Origin of the sequence: Azospirillum agricola, assembly GCF_020005195.1 — a bacterium.
Lineage (GTDB): Bacteria > Pseudomonadota > Alphaproteobacteria > Azospirillales > Azospirillaceae > Azospirillum > Azospirillum agricola.
Genome location: NZ_JAIFZR010000001.1, coordinates 208928 through 227301 on the forward strand (window position 1 = coordinate 208928; position 18374 = coordinate 227301).

An 18374-nucleotide genomic window follows, 5' to 3' on the forward strand; every position below is an offset into this window, starting at 1 on the left:
GCCTTTCCGACGCGCGGGGTCAGGCGTAGCGGGCGATCAGCCGGGCCAGCGGCGGGCCGGACAGGACGACGACGAACAGCCGCAGGGTCTGCAACGCCAGCACCAGCGGCAGGTTGACGTTGGCGCCGAGCGCGATGACCACCACCGAATCCAGCCCGCCGGGGCTGGTCGCCAGATAGGCGGTCAGCGGATCGGTCGGCAGCAGCGTCACCAGGATCCAGGCCGACACCCCGCACAGGGCGATCATCAGCCCGGTCGACAGCAGCATCTGCGGGATGGCGCGGAAGGCGTGCCCCAGCACCTCGCGGGTAAAACGGAGGCCGATGCTCCAGCCCAGCACCGCGTAGGTGACGGTCAGCAGCGGGTGCGGCAGTTGCAGCGTGACGCCGCCGCCGGCCTGGAGCAGCGCCCCGGCGACCATCGGCACCAGCAGCGCCCCCGAGGGCACGCGGAAGCGCGTGCCGGCCCAGCCGCCGACCCCGGCCACCGCCAGCGTCGCCATGAAGCCCAGCGGGTCGAGCGCCTCCACCGGCGCGACCGGCGCGTTCGCCGCCGGAGCCCCCCCGTCCATCAGGATGTGCGAGACGATCGACGCGCTGAGCACCACCAGCACGACGCGCAGATACTGCATCACCGCGACCAGCCGCGCGTCGGCGCCGTACTCCCCGGCCATGGCGACCATCGCCGCGGCGGCGCCCGGCGAGGTGCCCCAGGCGGCGGTGGTGCCGGGCAGGCTGCCATAGCGCACGAACAGCCAGCCGACGATGCCGCTGACCAGCACGGTGACGCCGACCGTCGCCAGCATCAGCGGCCAGTTCTGGACGATGGACAGCAGGATGTCCGACGTGACGGCGTGGGCGACGAGGCAGCCGATGACCGCCTGCGCCCCGATGAAGCCGCTGCCCGGCACCCGGATCACCGCGCCGCCGACCCCCAGCGCAATGGCCGCGACCATCGGCCCGATCAGCCAGGCGGCGGGCAGGGCGACGGCGTCCAGCCCCAGCGTCAGCCCGGCCGACAGCGCGAGCAGCCCCGCCCATTGCCCGGCGGCTCTCTTCCACACCATTCCAAACCCCAGACGCCCCAGCCGATCGAAGGCGGTCATGGTGCCGGCCGGGGGCGGTCCCGTCCAGCCGCGCGGGGGGCGCCGGATGTGGCGGCTGCCATGCGCGGGCCGGGAGCGGTCCCGGCCGGAACCGCTCCCCGGACGGCGGGCTAGCGCACCGAGCGGATGCGGGTCAGGAAGTCGCCGACGCCCCGGCTCAGCCCGTCCGCCTGCCCGTGCAGGGTGCCGGCGGCCTCCAGCACCTCGCGCGCGATGTCGCCGGTCTCGGTCGAGGAGCGGGTGACGTTGCCGATCGAGGCGGTGACGCGACGGGCGCCGACCGCGACCTCCTGCACGTTGCGGGTGATCTCCTGGGTGGCGGCGGTCTGCTCCTCCACCGTGGCGGCGACGGCGGTGACGATCTCGTTGATCTGGGTGATCGTCTTGCCGACGTCCTGGATCGCCCCGGCGGCGCTGCCGGCGGCGTTCTGCATGCCGGTGATCTGGCTGGAGATGTCCTCCGTCGCCTTCGCCGTCTGGTTGGCGAGGTTCTTCACCTCGCTGGCGACGACGGCGAAGCCCTTTCCCGCCTCCCCGGCGCGGGCCGCCTCGATGGTGGCGTTCAGCGCCAGCAGGTTGGTCTGGCTGGCGATGCTGTTGATCAGGCTGACCACCTCGCCGATCCGCTGGGCGGCCTCGACCAGCCCGCTGACCGTGGCCTTGGTGCGCTCCGCCTCGGCGACCGCCGCGTTGGAGATGCGCGAGGTCTCGCTGACGTGGCGGCTGATGTCGGCGATGGAGGTCGCGAGCTGCTCCGACGCGCTCGCCACCGTCTGCATGCTGGCCGAGGCCTGCTCGGTCTCCGAGGCAACCTCGGTCGATTGCCGGCTGGCGGCCGACGCGATCTCGCTCATCCGCCGGGCGTGGGCCTGCATCTGGTCCGATGCGGCGACGGTGCCGGCGACGATGCTCTGGACGCTGCCCTCGAAATTGCCGGCCAGCTCCGCCAGGGTGGCGCGCTGGCTCTCGGCCTCGGCGGACGCGTAGGTCTCCATCAGCAGTTCCAGGTCCATCCAGGTGACCTTGGTCAGCGCGTCCCGCATCGCCGCGCGGGTCCGGCGCGCGGCGCCGCCGAGCAGCCCGGCGATCGGCCCCGATTCCTGGCTGCCGTCCAGATCCAGCGCGCGGATGATGCCGGCGCTGACCGTGTAATGGCAGAGCGCCACGGCATAGCCGGGAACGCCGTTCCGGTAGAAGGCGGTCGCCAGCCGCCGCGCCGAGTCCTCGAAGCCGTCGTCGATGCGGCCGGAGGCGGCGCGGGTCCAATGCTCGACGCGGGCGGCATGGACCTCCGGCAGCTTCAGCGCCGCCTGGATCTCCGGCCATTCCGCGAACAGCCCGTGCCATTCCGCCAGCAGGCCGGGGAGTTGCCGCTCCGCGAAATCGCGGTTGCCACGCAACAGGGCGAGGTCGTCGGGGGTGATGGAGAAGGTCGAGAATCTCCGGATCTGACCATTGGACACAGCCGCGCTCATCTCTTGATCACCCTTTCCAAAAGCCCCGATGCCGATGTTGCGCCGAATTCAGCAGGCGCTGCCCTTTCGGGCAAGCCGCCATCCGCAAGACGTCCGGTTGAACGAACGCTGCATAACGGAGTATGATACTCAGACATTCAACCATGGAAACCGCACAGGATACAGTGTAATTTTTCTGATAATTGATGCCAATTTTGTTCTTTCGTAACCTTTTGTTCCCCCACGACCGCGAAGACGCGGGACGCCCAGGCTAAGCGGGTGGAAAAGCGGGGATCAGGCGGCGCGGATGCCGACCAGGAAGCGCTCGACCTCGCCCTTCAGCCGATCCGACTGGCGCGCCAGCTCGCCGGACGCGCCGAGCACCTGGGAGGCGGCGGCGCCGGTCTGGTTGGCGGCCTCGCTGACGCTGACGATGTTGCTGGTGACGGCCTGGGTGCCGGACGCCGCCTCCTGGACGTTGCGGGCGATCTCGCCGGTCGCCGCCCCCTGCTCCTCGACGGCCGCGGCGATGGAGGCGGCGACCTCGCGGATCGTGCCGATGGTGCGGCCGATTCCGTGGATGGCCCGCGCCGCCCCGTCGGTGGCGCCCTGCATCGAGGCGATCTGGCCGGAGATGTCCTCGGTGGCCCTGGCGGTCTGGTTGGCAAGGCTCTTGACCTCGCTGGCGACCACGGCGAAGCCCTTGCCGGCCTCGCCGGCGCGCGCCGCCTCGATCGTTGCGTTCAAGGCCAACAGGTTGGTCTGCGAGGCTATGTCGGTGATCAGCCGGACGATCTCGCCGATGCGCTGGGCCTGCTCGACCAGCCCCTGGACCTGGGCGTTGGTGTGGCCGGCCTCCTCGCCGGCCCGGTTGGCGATGTCGGTCGAGCGGGCGACCTGCCCGCTGATCTCGGTGATCGAGATGCTCAACTCCTCGGAGGCGGACGCGACGGTCTGGACGTTGACCGACGCCTCCTCGGCGGCGCGGGCGGTGGCGGATGCGCGGGCGTTGGTCCGCTCGGCGATGCCGGTCATGCTGCGGGCGGTGGCGTCCAGCTCGATCGCAGCGGCGGTCACGGTGTGCAGGATGTCGCCGATTCCGGCCTCGAAGCCCGCGATCAGCCGCTCGACCTCGGCGGCGCGCCGTTCCCGCGCCAGGCGGGCCTGGGCCTGCTCGGCCTCCAGCCGGTCGGCGGTCCGCATGGCGTCGCGGAACACCGCCACGGCGCCGGCCATGGTGCCGACCTCGTCGGTGCGCGCCGTGTCGGACAGGTCGATGCCATACTCCTTGCGCGACAGCTTGCTCATCGCGTCGGTCAGCCGGCCGAGCGGCCGGACGATGCCACGGCGCGCGATCAGCAGCGACAGCAGCACGCCGGCCAGGATCCCCAACAGCCCGACCGTCCACACCAGCGTCCGGACGAAGCCCTCGACCCGCTCCAGATCGGCGGTCAGCCGCTCGATCTCCCGCGCGCCCTCCTCGATCAGCGGGTCGGTCAGCCGGGAGGCGGCGCGCTCCTCGCCGCGCAGGTCGGACTGGAACAGCGCCTCGGCCTCCGCCGGCTTGCCGGCGAGCGCGAGGTCTCGGACGCGCGCCAGGGTGCCGGCGACCTTGGCCTGCAAACCGGCGATGGCGCGGTCCTGTTCACGCCCGCCGTCGGCGAGGAAACCGGCCAGCGCCTTGATGCCGTGGTCCATCTCCTCCAGACGCCCGGCGAAGCGGCCCTTCAGCTCCGCCTGCCCCTTCGCATCCTCCGCGATCAGGTTCAGCGCGTCGCGCTGCAAGGCGCGGCTGACCGACCGCAGCTCCGACGCGGTCAGCACCATCCGGTTGGTGTGCAGCAGCGCCAGCGTTGCGTCGCCGGTGCGCTGGAAACCCCACATGGAAATTCCGCCCACCGTCGCCGCCACCCCGGAGAGTATGACGACAGGCATCAGTATCTTCGTTGAAACCTTCATCAAATTTCTCCGAGAAAAGTTGTGCGCAGGCAACGGAAGCACAAACGCAACGTCTTCCCCGGATTATTGGCCAACGGACGTTTTTGGGCAGTCAGGCAAAACCCTGAGGCGGGACGAATTTTCCATTTTTCACTTGCCGTCTTGGTGAAACAAGGGGAGGCGGTTGCCCGGAATATTTGCAGGCCGTCGATTTCATGCGAAGCGGCGGCCCGTCCCGCAACGACTCTTTCTTGATTGAGCGTTCAATAAAAAACAAAGCGCGGCCTGTTGTCGCTGCCGCCACGGCCCGATCACCAAAATGCAATTCAGATGAAACGCGCTCTCGACCGCGACGGGGTGCTCGGGGCAATCTACGGCCTTTCCCGGTTTCCGGGACATCATCGCGACCGAGGCCGCCCTCATGACGCTGATCCTGCCTTCCGAAACCGCCTCGTCTTCGACGGGACCGGCGGAAGTGCGCCTGGAGGTCCGTCGTCTCTGCAAGATCTTCGCCGACGACCCGCGCCCGGCCCTGTCGCTCCTGGAGGCCGGCGCCAGCAAGGCCGAGGTGCTGCGCCGGCTGAACGTCAATGTCGGGGTGGTGGACGCCAGCTTCGACATCCGGGCCGGCGAGATCTTCGTCATCATGGGGCTGTCCGGATCGGGCAAGTCGACGATGGTCCGGCTGCTCAACCGGCTGATCGAGCCGAGCCGCGGCGAGATCCGGCTGTACGGCCGCGACCTGACCCGGCTGCCCAGGCGGGCGCTGGTCGAGGTGCTGCGCCGCGACATGAGCATGGTCTTCCAATCCTTCGCCCTGCTGCCCAACCGCACCGCGCTGGAGAACGCCGCCTTCGGGCTGGAGGTGGCCGGGGTCGGCAAGGCGGCCCGCCGCGCCGCCGCCCTCCAGGCGCTGGAGCAGGTCGGCCTGGGCGCCTACGCCGGACGCTACCCGCGCGAGCTGTCGGGCGGCATGCAGCAGCGTGTCGGGCTGGCCCGCGCGCTCGCCAAGAACCCGACCATCATGCTGATGGACGAGGCCTTTTCCGCCCTCGACCCGCTGATCCGCGCCGAGATGCAGAACGAGCTGCTGCGCCTCCAGCGCGAGCAGGCGCGCACCATCGTCTTCATCTCCCACGACGCGGAGGAGGCGATGCGCATCGCCGACCGCATCGCGGTGATGGAGGACGGCCGCATCGTCCAGATCGGCACTCCGGCGGAGATCCTGCGCGAGCCAGCCGACGACTATGTCCGCGCCTTCTTCCGCGGGGTGGATTCCTCCCGCGTGCTGCGCGCGCGCGACCTCGCCCGCTGCGACGCCGCCACCGTGCTGCTCGACGAGGCCGACGACCGCCGCCCGGCCCTGCGGCGGCTGAGCGAGCTCGGCGCCGGCTACGGCTATGTCCGCGACCGCGCCGGCCGCTTCCGGGGGGTCCTGTCGCGCGACGGCGCCGACCTGCTCGACGGGGTGGAGCCGGCGGCCGGCGACGCGCCGGTGCACGCGCTGCTGCGCCGGGTGGCGACGGCGCCCTGCCCGCTGCCGGTGGTGGACGGGCAGGGGGTTTTCCTCGGGGTCGTCTCGCGCGCCGCCCTGCTGGAGACGCTCGACCGCGGGAGCCTCGGCGATGGGTGAGGAACTCGCCGCAGCCATCGGCGGCGGCATCGGGGTGTGGTCGGAACGGCTGGTCAACGCGATCCTCGACCACGGCCAGCCGGCGCTGGACGTCGTGGCCGCGGTGGTGGACGGCTTCGGCGGGGCCATCGACGGGGCGCTGCTGGGGGCGCCGCCCTGGGCGCTCGGCGGGGCGATCACGGCGGCGGCGCTGTGGCGCGTCGGCAAGGGCTTCGCTTTGTTCACGGCCCTGGCCTTCGCCGCCATCTTCGCCATGGATCTGTGGGAGCCGACCGTCTCGACGCTCGGGCTGGTGCTGGCCTCGACCGCGCTCAGTCTGGCGGCGGGGGTGCCGCTCGGCATCTGGATGGCGCGCAGCCGGGTCGCCGACGGGCTGGGGAAGACGCTGCTCGACCTGATGCAGACGATGCCGGCCTTCGTCTACCTGATCCCGGCGGTGATGTTCTTCGGGCTGGGGCGGGTGCCGGGCATCATCGCCACCGTCATCTTCGCCATGCCGCCGGCCGTGCGGCTGACCGCGCTCGGCATCCGGCAGGTGCCGGCGGAACTGGTCGAGGCCGGCCGCGCCTTCGGCTGCCGCGACCACCAGCTCCTGTTCAAGGTGCAGTTGCCCAACGCGCTGCCCTCGATCATGGCCGGGGTCAACCAGACCATGATGATGGCGCTGTCGATGATCGTCGTCGCCTCGATGATCGGGGCGGGCGGCCTGGGCAACGTCGTGCTTCAGGGCATCCAGCGGCTCGACATCGGGCTGGGGGTGGAGAGCGGGCTGGCGGTCGTGCTGCTGGCGGTCGTGATCGACCGCATCACCCAGAGCTTCGGCACCGGCAGGGGAGGGAAGGCGCGGTGACGTTACACCCCGCCCCCAACCTTTCCCCGCTGGGCTGGGGAGGAATGCGCCCTACGCTCACCCCCGCCCAGCGGGGAAAGGTTGGGGTGGGGGCACGTCCGCGACTACTTGCCCAGTTCGGCATCGAGATAGCCGATCGCCACGGCGCGCGCCTCGCGACCGTCCATCTCCCCGCTGAGGCCGCCGCTGAGCGCGAAGCGCAGCCACAGCCCGTCGATCATCGCCGTCAGCCCGACCGCGACCCGCTCGGCCCGCTCGGGCGGCAGCAGGGCGCGCAGGCTGTGCAGGAAGTTGGAGTGCAGACGGCGCGCGTTGATCCGTTGCAGGCGCGACAGCGCCGGGTTGTGCGGCGCCTGCGCCCAGAAGCCCAGCCAGGCGGCGACCACCTGCGGCTGGAACTGTTCGGCGGCGAAGTTGCAGTCGATGATGGCCTCCAGCCGGGCGCGCGGCGACAGGCCGGCGGCGGCAAGCCGTTCGGTCACGTCGGTGCGGAGCTGCACCAGCATGCTGCGCATGGTCGCGGCCAGCAGCTCGTCCTTGCCGCCGAAATAATGGTGGATGATGCCGGGCGACACGCCGGCGCCCCGGCTGATCGTCTGCACGGTGGTGTCCGCCAGCCCGTGCTTGCCCATCGACGCGATGGTGGCGTCGATCAACTGCCGGCGGCGGATCGGTTCCATTCCAACTTTGGGCATGCGGCCTGTCCGACGGTTCCGAAAACGCTGTCCGGCCAAGGCGGTCCGCAACCGGAGCCTTGGCCTCCCGCCCAACACATGCGCCCTTTTCGCCGCCCCGTCGATGGCGAAAAAAGCGGGGCCGCTCCCTTGAAACGCGCCCCTTGCATCGCCCCCCTTGAACCGCACGACCCAACCACGCTTACCCACAGATCGAGGAGTTGACGAGCATGACGTCCTGGAAGGCCCTGGCGGCGAAGACCGCGATGGCGGCGGCACTGGCGGCGACCGCGCTGGCCTTCGCCGGAACGGCGCAGGCGGCCGACCCCGCCGCCTGCAAGGCGGTGCGCTTCGGCGACGTCGGCTGGACCGACATCGCGGCGACGACCGCGCTCGCCTCGGTGACGCTGGAGGGGCTGGGCTACACGCCGACCACCACCATGACCTCGGTCCCGCTGGTCTACACCGGGCTGAAGACCCGATCCCTCGACGTCTTCCTCGGCAACTGGATGCCGACGATGGAGACCTTCCTGAAGCCGGCGGTCGAGGAGGGCTCGGTCGAGGTGACGCGGGTCAACCTGGAAGGCGCCAAATACACGCTGGCGGTGCCGAAATACGCCGCCGACGCCGGGCTGACCAGCTTCGCCGACCTCGCCAAGTTCAAGGACAAGCTGGACGGCAAGATTTACGGCATCGAGGCCGGCAACGACGGCAACCTGATCATCGACAAGATGCTGAAGGCCGAGGCCTTCGGACTGAAGGGCTTCAAGCTGGTCGAGTCCAGCGAGGCCGGCATGCTGGCCGAGGTCAAGCGGGCGGTGCGCGCCAAGAAGTTCATCGCCTTCCTGGGCTGGACCCCGCACCCGATGAACAAGTCGTTCGAGCTGACCTATCTGGCCGGCGGCGACGAGTGGTTCGGCCCGGATTTCGGAGGCGCCACCGTCAGCACCAACACCCGCAAGGGCTACGCCGCCGACTGCCCCAACGTCGGCCGGCTGCTGGCCAACCTGTCCTTCACGCTGGACATGGAGAACGCGGTGATGGACGACATCATGAACGCCAGCAAGAAGCCGGACGCCGCCGCCAAGGCCTGGCTGAAGAAGAACCCCGACGTGCTGAAGGCCTGGCTGTCCGGCGTCACCACGCTGGACGGCAAGGACGGCCTCGCCGCCGTCCAGGCCAAGCTGGGCATCGCCGCCAAGTCGTGAGGTCCCGGCAGGCCATGAGGCCCCGGCCCATGAGGCCGTAGGGGGGCTCCGGCGCTTCCCCGGACACCGGCTTTCGACGCCAAGCCGGTGTCCGGAGGCGCCGCCCTCAGGTCCCCGCGGTGACCGGGCCGCCCGACGCGCGCCTCGACGGGATGCCGCGGACCAGACGGGTCAGCGGCCGTTCGACACCGTGATGGAAGATCAGACCGGCCACCACCGGCAGAAGCAGCAGCGCGGCGAAGAGCGTGCCTTCGGAAAGCCACCCGTCGGGCCGGCCGTGGAAGGCAAGGTTCAGCACCATCGACTGCACCACCGCGTGCACCAGATAGATGGCGTAGGAGGCTGCCCCGAGCGCGCCGAGCCAGGACGGAACGCGCAGGCGCCCGGACCGTTCCAGCTCCACCAGCCCCAGAACGACCAGAAGCGACGCGGCGCCGTAGACGAAGCGCTGGACATCCCAGCCCAGATGACCGCCCAGTTCCAGCACCCAGGCCACCGCCACCACGGCCACCCCCAGCAGCAGCACCAGCGCGGGCTTCGGCACGGCGCGGCGGGCGATCAGCAGGGCACCGCCGACACCCGCCAGGAACAGCAGGTTGTACAGGCTGAGGAAGAAGGAGCCGGGGAAGGGCAACGGCCAGACATATTGGTTCGCCAGGATCAGCGCGACCCAGCCGGCGATCGCCGGCACCATGAAGCGGCGATTCAGGATGAAAAGGCCGAACAGCGCGTAGAACAGCACCTCGTGCGTCAGCGTCCAGGCAACCCCCAGCACCGGCTGCGAACTCTGCGGGATCAGCAGGATCGACGAGAGCAGATAGAGCGGGTCGCGCTTGTCCGCCGTGCCCATGCCGGTGAACAGATAGGCCGGGATCAGGACCGCAAGGACCGCCCAGTAGGGGAGGTAGATGCGGGACGCGCGACGCCAGAGATAGCTCCCCAGCCGCTTCGGTCGTCCGAGGTCTCCCTGGTGCACATGCATGATGATGAAGCCGCTGAGGACGAAGAAGAACTCCACCCCCATATGGCCGGGGAAGAAGTAGCCGTTCAGCGGCTGGTAGCCGAGAAAGCGGGGCTCCACCGGAATCAGCGTCGCGTGGTGCAGAACCACCAGAAGGGCCGCGACAAAGCGGGCGGCTTCAAGCGAAACTATTTTCGCCATACACCTGTTTGTTTGCATGACGGATCATTTCTCCGAAGCGGACAGCGTCCTACTAAGCTTGGAAGGAGAAATCGTCCGTGCAATTTGACCAAAGACTCCAGCCGGGGCCAAACCGCGCTACCCCGGGGGAGAAGCGCGGCGGGCCACGGAGCCGGCAATGGGGGAAAAAGGCTTATGGCCGCTCGGCCGATTGCGGAGCGGCCCCGCCGCCGCCGCTGACCCGCCAGACCGCGTTGCCGACGTCGTCGGCAACCAGCAGGGCGCCGTCACGGGCAAGGGCGACACCGACCGGGCGGCCGCGCGCCGTCTCGTCCGGGCCGAGGAAGCCGGTCAGCACGTCCACCGGCTCGCCGGACGGGCGGCCCTGGGCGAAGGGCACGAAGACCACCTTGTAGCCGCTGTGCGGCTTGCGGTTCCAAGAGCCGTGCTGGCCGATGAAGACGCCCTCGGCGAAGGCCGGCGGCAGGCTGCCCGGCCGCCCGGCGTCCGGTTTGGCGAAGACCAGCCCGAGCGAGGCGGTGTGCGGCCCCAGCGCGTAGTCGGGCGGGATCGCCTTGGCGACGAGATCGGGGCGCTGCGGCGTGACCCGCTGGTCGACATGCTGGCCGTAGTAGCTGTAGGGCCAGCCGTAGAAGCCGCCGTCCTTCACCGAGGTCATGTAGTCGGGCACGAGGTCGCTGCCGATCTCGTCGCGCTCGTTCACCGCCGTCCACAGCGCGCCGGTGCGCGGCTCCCAGTCCATGCCGTTGGGGTTGCGCAGGCCCGACGCGAAGACGCGGCGCGCGCCCGTCTTCAGATCGATCTCCAGGATGGCGGCACGGTCCTGCTCGGCCTCGATGCCGTTCTCGGCAACGTTGCTGTTGGAGCCGACCGTCGCGTAGAGCCTGGCGCCGTCGCGGCTGGCGATGATGTTCTTGGTCCAGTGGTGATTGATCGGCCCGGCCGGCAGGTCGACGACCTTGGTGGCGGGGACGGTGATCCGGGTGTCGCCCGCGCGGTAGGGGAAACGGACGACCGCGTCGCTGTTGGCGACGTACAGGGTGTCGCCGACCAGCGCCATGCCGAAGGGCGAGTTCAGCCCCTCCAGGAAGGGGAAGCGCGCCTCCGCCACCCCGTCGCCGTCGGCGTCGCGCAGCAGGGTGATGCGGTTGGCGCTGGGAGTCTTCGCCCCGGCCTTGCCCATCACCAGCCCCATGACCCAGCCCTTGATGCCCTTGCCGTCCTCCGGCTTGGGCGGGGCGTTGGTTTCGGCCACCAGAACGTCGCCGTTGGGCAACGGCAGCAGCCAGCGCGGATGGTCCAGCCCGGTGGCGAAAGGCGTCACCGCCATCCCGGCGGCGGCGGTCGGGGCGGTGCCATCCGGCCAGCGGGCCACAGTCGCGATGTTCACTGTGGGGAACATCGTCTCCTTCGGCTCCGGCAGCGTCGGGTTCGGGCCGGTGCCGGCGGACACCGGCAGGGTCGCCTGCTCGCCGCAGCCGGCCAGGGTCGTGGCGGCCAGAGCGGCGGCCAGGGTCAGGAAAGACACGGACAGTGTGCGCATCGGCCGGACGCCTCGGGTTTCTCGCGATATCGGAAGTGTTTCCGATCAACGGCCCCGATGCCGGGTTGGTTCCACCGCCAGGGCGGTTGCGCAGCATGGCGCCCACGCGGACGCCGGCCCCCTCCGGGCCCGGCGCGGGGGAGAGAGGGACCCCGCGCCGAACCATGGAACCGGCGTCCGCGCCGCCGCAGGATGGAGAGGGATCCGAGGAGGCGGATCCATGATCTCCGAACCATGGACGCATCCTATCCCAGGACGGCGCCTATTGCAAATGATAATCACTATCAGTTAATGAGAGGGAGAGAGGTGCATCGACCGATGGACCGACGGCGCCGCAGTGGATGGCGATGCCGCTCGACAAGGGCAGGGACCGGCACCGGAGAGCCACGGCGCCGGTCCCCCCTGTGCCGGCACCTCCCGTGCCGCAGCCCTCAGATCAGCTCGACCCGCTGGGCGACCGGGGCGTCCTCCGATCCGACCGCCAGATAGCGGACGTCCTCGCCGTCGGCCACGATGTCCAGGCCGGACAGGCGCAGGGTGGCGCGGTCGAAGAACACGTCGGCCCCGTCCTCCCACGGCTCGATCAGGCCGGACTGGCTGTCGAGGTTGTACCAGCGCACCGTGCCATAGGCCATCACCGCCGGACCGGCCGGTTCGGCGGGAGGACGCTCGCGGCGTTCGCGCGGCGGCTTGGGCGCGCGGGGGGCAGGCGCTTCGCCGGTCTCGGCCGCCGTCGGGGCGCCGCCACGGGGCGGGCGCGGCGCGCGGGCGCGCGGGGCCGGGGGAGCTTCCGGCGGGGTGACGGAATGGATGGCGACGACCTGCGGTCCCTTGGCGCCCTGCGCCATGTCGCAGACCAGGGTGGTGCCTTCCATCGGGTTGGGGAGGGAGGCGGCGGCCAGAACAGAGGCGTGCAGGAACGCCTCGCCGGAACCGTCGGCAAGGCGGACGAACCCAAAACCCTTTTCCGGCTTGAACCACTTCACCGTCGCCGTGACGTTTTTCAACTCTTCGCTCAAGACAGGTCCCTTTCACGTCCCGAAGGCCGGGGCGGCGGCGGGGCGTCCCGTGACCTGGGCCCTGCACCGCGCCTGAAGTCCCAGAATGGCCCCCGGCACCAAGACCCTATCATAAAATTCCCGGAAGGAAGCCATGCAGGCGATGGTTCTTGCCCCGATCGGGGCGAAAAACACGGCGCGGAAACCGTGGAACGCGGAACCGGCCGGCGGCGGCGGGACGCTCACGCCGCGTCCCTCCCGCAGAGCGGTGGGCAACCGCACAAATTATATTGATAATCATTCGCATTTACGATATCCCGGAAAGGCATCCGAAGCCGCTCGGGCCTGATTGCGGGCACGAGCGGACTTCCGGCGCACCGTGAGCGCCGCCGCGACGGAACGGGCGCCTTGCGGGATCGGTCGCCGGCACCGCGGCCGAGCCGTGAACCGGCCCGACCCGCAAGGACAATCCACGCCCATACGGAACCGCCCCATGCCGACAAGGATCAGGAAGACCGCCAGGGTGACGGCCCGTCTGCCCGCGCCGCTGCGCCAGCGACTGGCGGTGCTCTCGCGCATCATCGCCGCGGTGGCCGGGGGCCATGTCCTGACCGCCGCGGCGACCGCCCTCCTGCCGCAGGCCCTGGCGCGGGGCGACCTGCCCGGCCGCGGGGACGCCGTGCTGGCGGCCACCCTGCTGGGGATCGCCGTCCACACCGGGGCGACCCTGTGGGTCTTCACGGCCTCCAGCGCGGGTCGGGCCTGGGTCGGCCTGGGGACGCCGGCCCTGCTCCTCGGCGGGGTGGCCTGGCTGATGCGCGGCGCGGGGATGCCGTGAAGGCCGGAGCGCCAGCCGGAGCCGGGTGAGGAAAATCCGCTATGCGACGTCGCAAGTCCGGCCGGAAACGCCGGACCTGCGACGGGCCTTCCATCACCAGCGCAGGAACAGGCCGACATCGCCCGGCATGCCGCCGGGGTAGTTGAGGATTGCCGCCTCCAGACGGTAGCCGAGCGGCCTCAGATTGGCCTCGTAGGCCTCATGGATCTCGCGGGCGTAGCCGGTCAGTGAGCGCGGCCAGTCCGGTTCGAAGTTGTTGATCGCCCGCCCGCCGTCCGAGCAGTAGCTGCTGGGAAAATGCAGGAGTTGCAGTTCGCGAAGGCCGTTCTCGGCGGCGATGCGGACGGCACGGGTGAAGCGGTCCCGCGCGTCCGCGCGGATGTGCTGGTGCAGGAAGGCGTCGCGCAGGGCGTCGTGCTCCTCCTGCCTCCTCTTCTCCTCCTCGGCCGCCTTGCGGGCGACCTCCCGCTCATGCTCCTCGGTGATCGTCCGCAGCTCCTTGGGTGTCAACAGCCCCCCGGCAGCCGGCGGCGCGAAAGCCTCGGCGGCTTTGTCCGGCGAAGCGTGATCGGCGTTGGACATGCTGCGATCTCCTCGTGACTGTGATCGAGAGGCGGACACTTCTCGCGCCACGTCGGAACGATCGGATCGCGCGACAAGGCCCGCTCCCGCTCCAGCGAGCGGGGTTCGACCCATGATACTCCCGGCCAGCCTGGAGGCCAGCACCGATCTGGCCGCCGGGGATGAAGCCACCGGCCCCGGTTCGGCCGCTTCGGATGCTTGGCCAGGACGCCATCAAACCTTCACTTTGCATTCGCGGCCCGGCCGCTCCCCTATGCGTGTTCCCACGACGCCCGCGATGCTGGCATGACGCGACAACGACGGATCCCCCTCTCCCTCTGCGCCGTGCCGCTGGCGACCGACATCGGGCCGGTCGTCGTCAACGCGGTCACCGCCCGCAACGCCCTGATGGCGGCGATGAAGGACCGGCGCGGGGCCACCCAACCGGGGACGCGGTGCGACGCATGGGGTGCGGGGAATAAAGCCGAGACGCCGGGCGTCCCACCCCCGGCGAAAGCCACCGAACCAAGCGGAATCAAGGGAGGAACAGATGACGAGCACGCAAATCCTGACCCCGATCGCGGCGGCGCTGCTGATGCTGGGGGCCGGCGCGTCGGTCCAGGCCCAAACCCAGACGTCGCAGGGCGGGGCCGCCGCCATGTCCTTCTTCGTCACCAGCGCCGGCTCCGGCAAGGGCGCCGACCTCGGCGGGCTGGAGGGGGCGGACCGCCATTGCCAACAGCTGGCCCAGGCTGCCGGCGCCGGCAGCCGGACGTGGCGCGCCTATCTCAGCACCCAGGCGGCGGGCGGCCAGCCGGCGGTCAACGCGCGCGACCGCATCGGTTCCGGTCCCTGGCAGAACGCCAAGGGCGAGATCATCGCCCGCAACGTCGCGGAACTGCACGGCACGAACAACCTGAACAAGCAGACGGCGCTGACCGAGAAGGGCGCGGTGGTCAACGGGCGGGGCGATCAGCCCAACACCCACGACATCCTGACCGGCTCGCAGACGGACGGCACCGCCTTCGCCGGCGCCGGGGACATGACCTGCGGCAACTGGACCCGCAGCGGCGGCGAGGGCGCCGTCATGGTCGGCCACCACGACCGCATGGGCCTGGACGAGCAGCCGCCGGCCAAGTCCTGGAACAGCTCGCACGCCTCGCGCGGCGGGTGCAGCCAGGATGCGCTGAAGAGCACCGGCGGCGCCGGGCTGCTCTACTGCTTCGCCGCCAACTGAGGGCGGAACCGCCCTTCGCTCCGGTTCGCTGCGCCATGCGCACTCGATCTAATGCGCCATGCGCACCGGTGCGAAGGGCAACCCCGCCTGGTCGAGCGCGCGGTCGATCACCGCGTCCGACTTCTGGTCGAACAGCTGCACCAGCAGCTCGTCCACCATCCAGTCGTTCGTCGGGGTGCAGGCGGTGAACAGCTCGCCGATCACCTCTGCCTGGAAGTCCTCGCGACCGGCCTCGGCGCCGTCGTAGCGCGTCCGCTTGGCGACGCCGACCGCCACCTGGAAGGGCTGCAACAGCCCGCTTGCCACCCGCGCCCGCTTCAGCAGCGCCGCCATTCCCAGTTCGCCGTCGTCCCAGGCGAGTGCCCGCGCGTTCTCCGGCGGGATGCCGGCGCGGGCGGCCATGCCGGCGGCGAACAGCGCGAGGTCGCCGGCGCACAGCGCGCGGAACAGCAGGGCCGGGGTCAGGCGCCGGTTGGCGTGCAGCCACTGGATCACCGAATCGACGTCCTCGGCCCCGCGCAGCACCGGGCGCAGCAGACGCATGGTCGCCGCCTCCCGCCCATGCTCGACCAGCCGCTCCACCAGCTCGCGCGACAGGCCATGCGCCCGCGTCAGCGTCTCCCGCATCGACTCCGACACGAAGGCGACCATCCGCTCGACCACCGCCAGCGACAGGCCGGGACGGGTCGCCGCCGCCTCGCTGACCATGCGGACGCGGCCGAATCGGTCGAGCGCCCGGTGCAGCGCCGGCTCCGGCACGTCGGCCCCGTCGTTGCGCAGCAACGCGGTCACCGCGATGACGTTGCCATGCTCGGCGATGGCGCCCGACACCCGCGCCGACACGCTCGCGCGGCCGGCCACCGCCAGATGCTTGCCGGAATCGGGGTCGGACAGCACGTCGAGCAGCAGCTCGTCGGTCAGCCCGGCGGTGTCGCGCAGGATCGGGAAGGCGACCCGCCCGACGTCGCGGACCAGCCGCTCGGCGAGATCCCCGGTCAGCAGCGGGCTGTTGCGGAGCTGCCAGGCCACCGCCTCGCGCACCGCCGTCTGGGCGTCGCCGGCGAAGCAGTGCATCACCTCGATGGCCAGCGAGCGCTCGGCCGGGCTGAGCGCGCCGGCCTCCAGATCGTCGAACAGCTTGCGCATCGTCTCGATCCGCGCCTCGGCGGACGGCGAGGCCAGCAGGCGCTCGACGTCGCGGGAGGAGAGGGAGGCCGGCTTCGGAGGGATTTGCTTCGCGGTCGCGTCCATCGGATCACCCGTCTCGGCCATCAGTCGAAATCCAGGCTGGAATAGCGCACCATGTCGCCCCACACGCGGTCGAGCCGGCGCAGCGTGCGGTAGGCCGCCTTCAGGTCGCGGACCTCCGCCTCGTTGCGCACCAGCGCCTCGGCCTGGAGCTGCTCCAGCTTGGTCAGCTCGACCCGCAGGGCGCGGCCCTTGTCGGTGAGCTGGAGCCTTGCCGTCCGCCGGTCGCGCTGGTTGGCGGCGCGGTTGATGTAGCCGGCGTCCACCAGGATCTTCAGGCTGTAGGAAGCGTTGGAGCCCAGGTAATAGCCGCGCTCCATCAGGTCGCGCACCGACAGCTCGTCCTCGCCGATCAGCATGATCATCAGCGCCTGCACCGGCCCGACATCCTCGATGCCCTGCTTCAGCAGGCTGACGCGCACGACGTCGAGGTAACGGCGGTGCATCCGCTCGATCAGCCGGGCGAGCCCGTGATAGTCGGCGAGGTCGAGCCCCTCTCCCGACTCCTCGGCGGAGGACTCGTCCCAGCGCTGGCTGTTCGTCACCGGTCCCGCCATGCTTACTCCGCCGCCTCGGCCAAGCCGCGGTATCCGTTGGGATGGGCGCTGCGCCACGCCCAGGCGCTGCCGATGATGGCGTCCAGCTCCGGGAAGCGCGGCTGCCAGCCGAGGTCGCGGCGGATGCGCTCCGACGAGGCGATCAGCACCGGCAGGTCGCCGGGGCGGCGCGGTCCGACCACCACGGGGACGCGGCGGCCGGTGATGCGCTCGACCGAGGCGATCACCTCGCGGACGCTGTAGCCGGTGCCGTTGCCGAGGTTGTAGCGGACGCTGCGCTCCTCCAGCGCGTCGAGCACCCGCAGATGGGCGTCGGCGAGGTCGCAGACATGGATGTAGTCGCGCACGCAGGTGCCGTCCGGCGTCGCGTAGTCGTCGCCGAAGATCTCGATGTGGGCGCGCCGGCCGACCGCCGCGTCGAGCACCAGCGGGATCAGGTGCGTCTCCGGGCTGTGGTCCTCGCCAAGCCGGCCGTTGGGGTGGGCGCCGGCGGCGTTGAAGTAGCGCAGGCAGGCCGAGCGCAGCCCGTGGCAGCGGTCGGCCCAGTGCAGCGCCCGCTCGATCATGTGCTTCGATTCGCCGTAGGGGCTGCCGGGGTCGATCGCCTCGTCCTCGTCGATCGGCATGCGGGCCGGCGAGCCGAACAGGTTGGCGGTGGAGGAGAAGACCAGCTTGCGCACGCCCGCCACCACCGCGGCGCGGATCAGGTTCAGCGAGGTGACGGTGTTGCCGTGCAGGTAGGCGTGCGGGTCGCGCATCGATTCGCCGACCACCGACAGCGCGGCGAAATGGAACACGGCGTCGAAGCGCCATTGTCCGAACACGCGCGCCAGCGCCGATTCGTCGGCGAGGTCGGCCTGGACGAAGATGGCCTCGGGCGGGACGGCGGCGGCGTGGCCCTGGCGCAGATTGTCGAAGACGACGACGCGGTGGCCGTGCTCCAGCAGTTCCGCCACGCAATGACTGCCGACGTAACCGGCGCCGCCGGTCACGAGAATGGTCTTTGGGTCGGTCATCGGAGGATGTCCTCGAACGTTGGTGGACGTTGGTCCTGGGCCCACAGGCGGGAGGGGGAGGAAGGGGAAAACGGGCGGGGGGAAGCCCGGACATCCTTCGCGTCGCAGCATGCCGATTGCCGCGCGCTCTTGCCAGAGGTCAGGAAAAGCCTGTGCGAAAGCGTTACGACCTTCGGTGAAGTGTGGTTTTCTCGTTTCAAATCAATGCATTACAGAAGCGTCCCTACCCCTTTCGATAGCGGCTGGACGGGGAGGGGCCGAAACTTGTCACACGCCTCTAAAAAGCCTTCGACGTAAGCGTAGGCATACGGATTCCGGAAGCGCTCCCCCCACGCCCGGATTCCATCGCCGC

At 70.4% G+C, this 18374-nt stretch carries 16 protein-coding genes; 5 read left to right on the top strand and 11 right to left on the bottom strand.

Annotation, left to right across the window (positions count from 1 at the left end; genetic code table 11):
• Positions 1-19 precede the first annotated feature (19 nt).
• The 3 genes from JN22_RS00745 to JN22_RS00755 form a co-directional block, all read right to left on the bottom strand.
• Positions 20-1105 carry an AbrB family transcriptional regulator gene (locus tag JN22_RS00745; RefSeq protein ID WP_211099536.1) on the bottom strand — a complete coding sequence of 362 codons (1086 nt, stop codon included), beginning with the start codon at positions 1103-1105 and terminating at the stop codon, positions 20-22.
• Positions 1106-1215: 110 nt separating this feature from the next.
• Entirely contained in the window at positions 1216-2580 is a 1365-nt protein-coding gene (locus tag JN22_RS00750) for a globin-coupled sensor protein (RefSeq protein ID WP_085552087.1), read from the bottom strand.
• Between the two features lie 273 nt (positions 2581-2853).
• Entirely contained in the window at positions 2854-4494 is a 1641-nt protein-coding gene (locus tag JN22_RS00755; protein ID WP_143268077.1) for a methyl-accepting chemotaxis protein, read from the bottom strand.
• Between the two features lie 424 nt (positions 4495-4918).
• Here JN22_RS00755 and JN22_RS00760 point away from each other — a divergent pair, with 424 nt between their 5' ends.
• Both JN22_RS00760 and JN22_RS00765 read left to right on the top strand, forming a co-directional pair.
• Entirely contained in the window at positions 4919-6130 is a 1212-nt protein-coding gene (locus JN22_RS00760) for a quaternary amine ABC transporter ATP-binding protein (protein WP_085552089.1), read from the top strand.
• Positions 6123-6980 (top strand): ABC transporter permease, encoded by an 858-nt coding sequence (locus JN22_RS00765; protein ID WP_085552090.1) that lies wholly within the window; start codon positions 6123-6125, stop codon positions 6978-6980. Before JN22_RS00760 ends, JN22_RS00765 begins: the two co-directional genes overlap by 8 nt.
• Positions 6981-7084: 104 nt before the next feature.
• Here JN22_RS00765 and betI read toward each other — a convergent pair whose 3' ends face one another.
• Positions 7085-7675: a transcriptional regulator BetI gene (gene betI / locus JN22_RS00770; protein WP_085552091.1), complete on the bottom strand. Its 591-nt coding sequence runs from the start codon at positions 7673-7675 to the stop codon at positions 7085-7087.
• Positions 7676-7884: 209 nt separating this feature from the next.
• On the opposite strand from betI, the gene JN22_RS00775 reads away from it, so the two are divergent.
• Positions 7885-8862 (top strand): choline ABC transporter substrate-binding protein, encoded by a 978-nt coding sequence (locus JN22_RS00775; RefSeq protein ID WP_085552092.1) that lies wholly within the window; start codon positions 7885-7887, stop codon positions 8860-8862.
• A gap of 106 nt (positions 8863-8968) precedes the next feature.
• Here JN22_RS00775 and JN22_RS00780 read toward each other — a convergent pair whose 3' ends face one another.
• The 3 genes from JN22_RS00780 to JN22_RS00790 all read right to left on the bottom strand — a co-directional run bounded on the left by JN22_RS00780 (position 8969) and on the right by JN22_RS00790 (position 12586).
• The gene (locus tag JN22_RS00780) at positions 8969-10024 is read right to left on the bottom strand and encodes an acyltransferase family protein (protein WP_179166004.1); all 1056 of its coding nucleotides are present in this window, start codon (positions 10022-10024) and stop codon (positions 8969-8971) included.
• 172 nt (positions 10025-10196) lie between these two features.
• Complete coding sequence (locus tag JN22_RS00785; RefSeq protein WP_085552094.1) at positions 10197-11567, bottom strand: PQQ-dependent sugar dehydrogenase; 1371 nt, start codon at positions 11565-11567, stop codon at positions 10197-10199.
• A 431-nt stretch (positions 11568-11998) separates the two neighbouring features.
• Positions 11999-12586, bottom strand: a complete 588-nt coding sequence (locus JN22_RS00790; protein ID WP_085552095.1) for a cold-shock protein — start codon at positions 12584-12586, stop codon at positions 11999-12001.
• A 472-nt stretch (positions 12587-13058) separates the two neighbouring features.
• Between JN22_RS00790 and JN22_RS00795 the strand changes: the two genes are divergently transcribed.
• Entirely contained in the window at positions 13059-13403 is a 345-nt protein-coding gene (locus JN22_RS00795) for a DUF3649 domain-containing protein (RefSeq protein WP_085552097.1), read from the top strand.
• 93 nt (positions 13404-13496) lie between these two features.
• On the opposite strand, the gene JN22_RS00800 is transcribed toward JN22_RS00795, so the two are convergent.
• Complete coding sequence (locus JN22_RS00800; protein ID WP_085552098.1) at positions 13497-13985, bottom strand: PIN domain-containing protein; 489 nt, start codon at positions 13983-13985, stop codon at positions 13497-13499.
• A gap of 529 nt (positions 13986-14514) precedes the next feature.
• Between JN22_RS00800 and JN22_RS00805 the strand changes: the two genes are divergently transcribed.
• Positions 14515-15201: a hypothetical protein gene (locus JN22_RS00805; RefSeq protein WP_085552099.1), complete on the top strand. Its 687-nt coding sequence runs from the start codon at positions 14515-14517 to the stop codon at positions 15199-15201.
• A 48-nt stretch (positions 15202-15249) separates the two neighbouring features.
• Here the strand turns inward: JN22_RS00805 and JN22_RS00810 are convergent, their stop codons facing one another.
• Genes JN22_RS00810 through galE form a run of 3 tightly spaced genes read right to left on the bottom strand, consistent with a single transcriptional unit; the run spans position 15250 to position 18022 of the window.
• Entirely contained in the window at positions 15250-16473 is a 1224-nt protein-coding gene (locus JN22_RS00810; RefSeq protein WP_085552100.1) for a DUF2336 domain-containing protein, read from the bottom strand.
• Positions 16473-17006, bottom strand: coding sequence for a MarR family winged helix-turn-helix transcriptional regulator (locus tag JN22_RS00815; protein WP_085552101.1), 534 nt, complete (start codon positions 17004-17006; stop codon positions 16473-16475). The genes JN22_RS00810 and JN22_RS00815 overlap by 1 nt, the downstream gene beginning before the upstream one ends.
• A 2-nt stretch (positions 17007-17008) precedes the next feature.
• On the bottom strand, positions 17009-18022 hold the full coding sequence (gene galE / locus JN22_RS00820; RefSeq protein WP_085552102.1) for a UDP-glucose 4-epimerase GalE: 1014 nt from the start codon (positions 18020-18022) through the stop codon (positions 17009-17011).
• Between the last annotated feature and the right edge of the window lie 352 nt (positions 18023-18374).

Bases quoted from the DNA above. Each gene is read 5' to 3' on its own strand.
- JN22_RS00745 (WP_211099536.1), bottom strand. From the start codon at position 1,105: ATGACCGCCTTCGATCGGCTGGGGCGTCTGGGGTTTGGAATGGTGTGG.
- JN22_RS00750 (WP_085552087.1), bottom strand. From the start codon at position 2,580: ATGAGCGCGGCTGTGTCCAATGGTCAGATCCGGAGATTCTCGACCTTC.
- JN22_RS00755 (WP_143268077.1), bottom strand. From the start codon at position 4,494: ATGCCTGTCGTCATACTCTCCGGGGTGGCGGCGACGGTGGGCGGAATT.
- JN22_RS00760 (WP_085552089.1), top strand. From the start codon at position 4,919: ATGACGCTGATCCTGCCTTCCGAAACCGCCTCGTCTTCGACGGGACCG.
- JN22_RS00765 (WP_085552090.1), top strand. From the start codon at position 6,123: ATGGGTGAGGAACTCGCCGCAGCCATCGGCGGCGGCATCGGGGTGTGG.
- betI (WP_085552091.1), bottom strand. From the start codon at position 7,675: ATGCCCAAAGTTGGAATGGAACCGATCCGCCGCCGGCAGTTGATCGAC.
- JN22_RS00775 (WP_085552092.1), top strand. From the start codon at position 7,885: ATGACGTCCTGGAAGGCCCTGGCGGCGAAGACCGCGATGGCGGCGGCA.
- JN22_RS00780 (WP_179166004.1), bottom strand. From the start codon at position 10,024: ATGGCGAAAATAGTTTCGCTTGAAGCCGCCCGCTTTGTCGCGGCCCTT.
- JN22_RS00785 (WP_085552094.1), bottom strand. From the start codon at position 11,567: ATGCGCACACTGTCCGTGTCTTTCCTGACCCTGGCCGCCGCTCTGGCC.
- JN22_RS00795 (WP_085552097.1), top strand. From the start codon at position 13,059: ATGCCGACAAGGATCAGGAAGACCGCCAGGGTGACGGCCCGTCTGCCC.
- JN22_RS00800 (WP_085552098.1), bottom strand. From the start codon at position 13,985: ATGTCCAACGCCGATCACGCTTCGCCGGACAAAGCCGCCGAGGCTTTC.
- JN22_RS00805 (WP_085552099.1), top strand. From the start codon at position 14,515: ATGACGAGCACGCAAATCCTGACCCCGATCGCGGCGGCGCTGCTGATG.
- JN22_RS00810 (WP_085552100.1), bottom strand. From the start codon at position 16,473: ATGGCCGAGACGGGTGATCCGATGGACGCGACCGCGAAGCAAATCCCT.
- JN22_RS00815 (WP_085552101.1), bottom strand. From the start codon at position 17,006: ATGGCGGGACCGGTGACGAACAGCCAGCGCTGGGACGAGTCCTCCGCC.
- galE (WP_085552102.1), bottom strand. From the start codon at position 18,022: ATGACCGACCCAAAGACCATTCTCGTGACCGGCGGCGCCGGTTACGTC.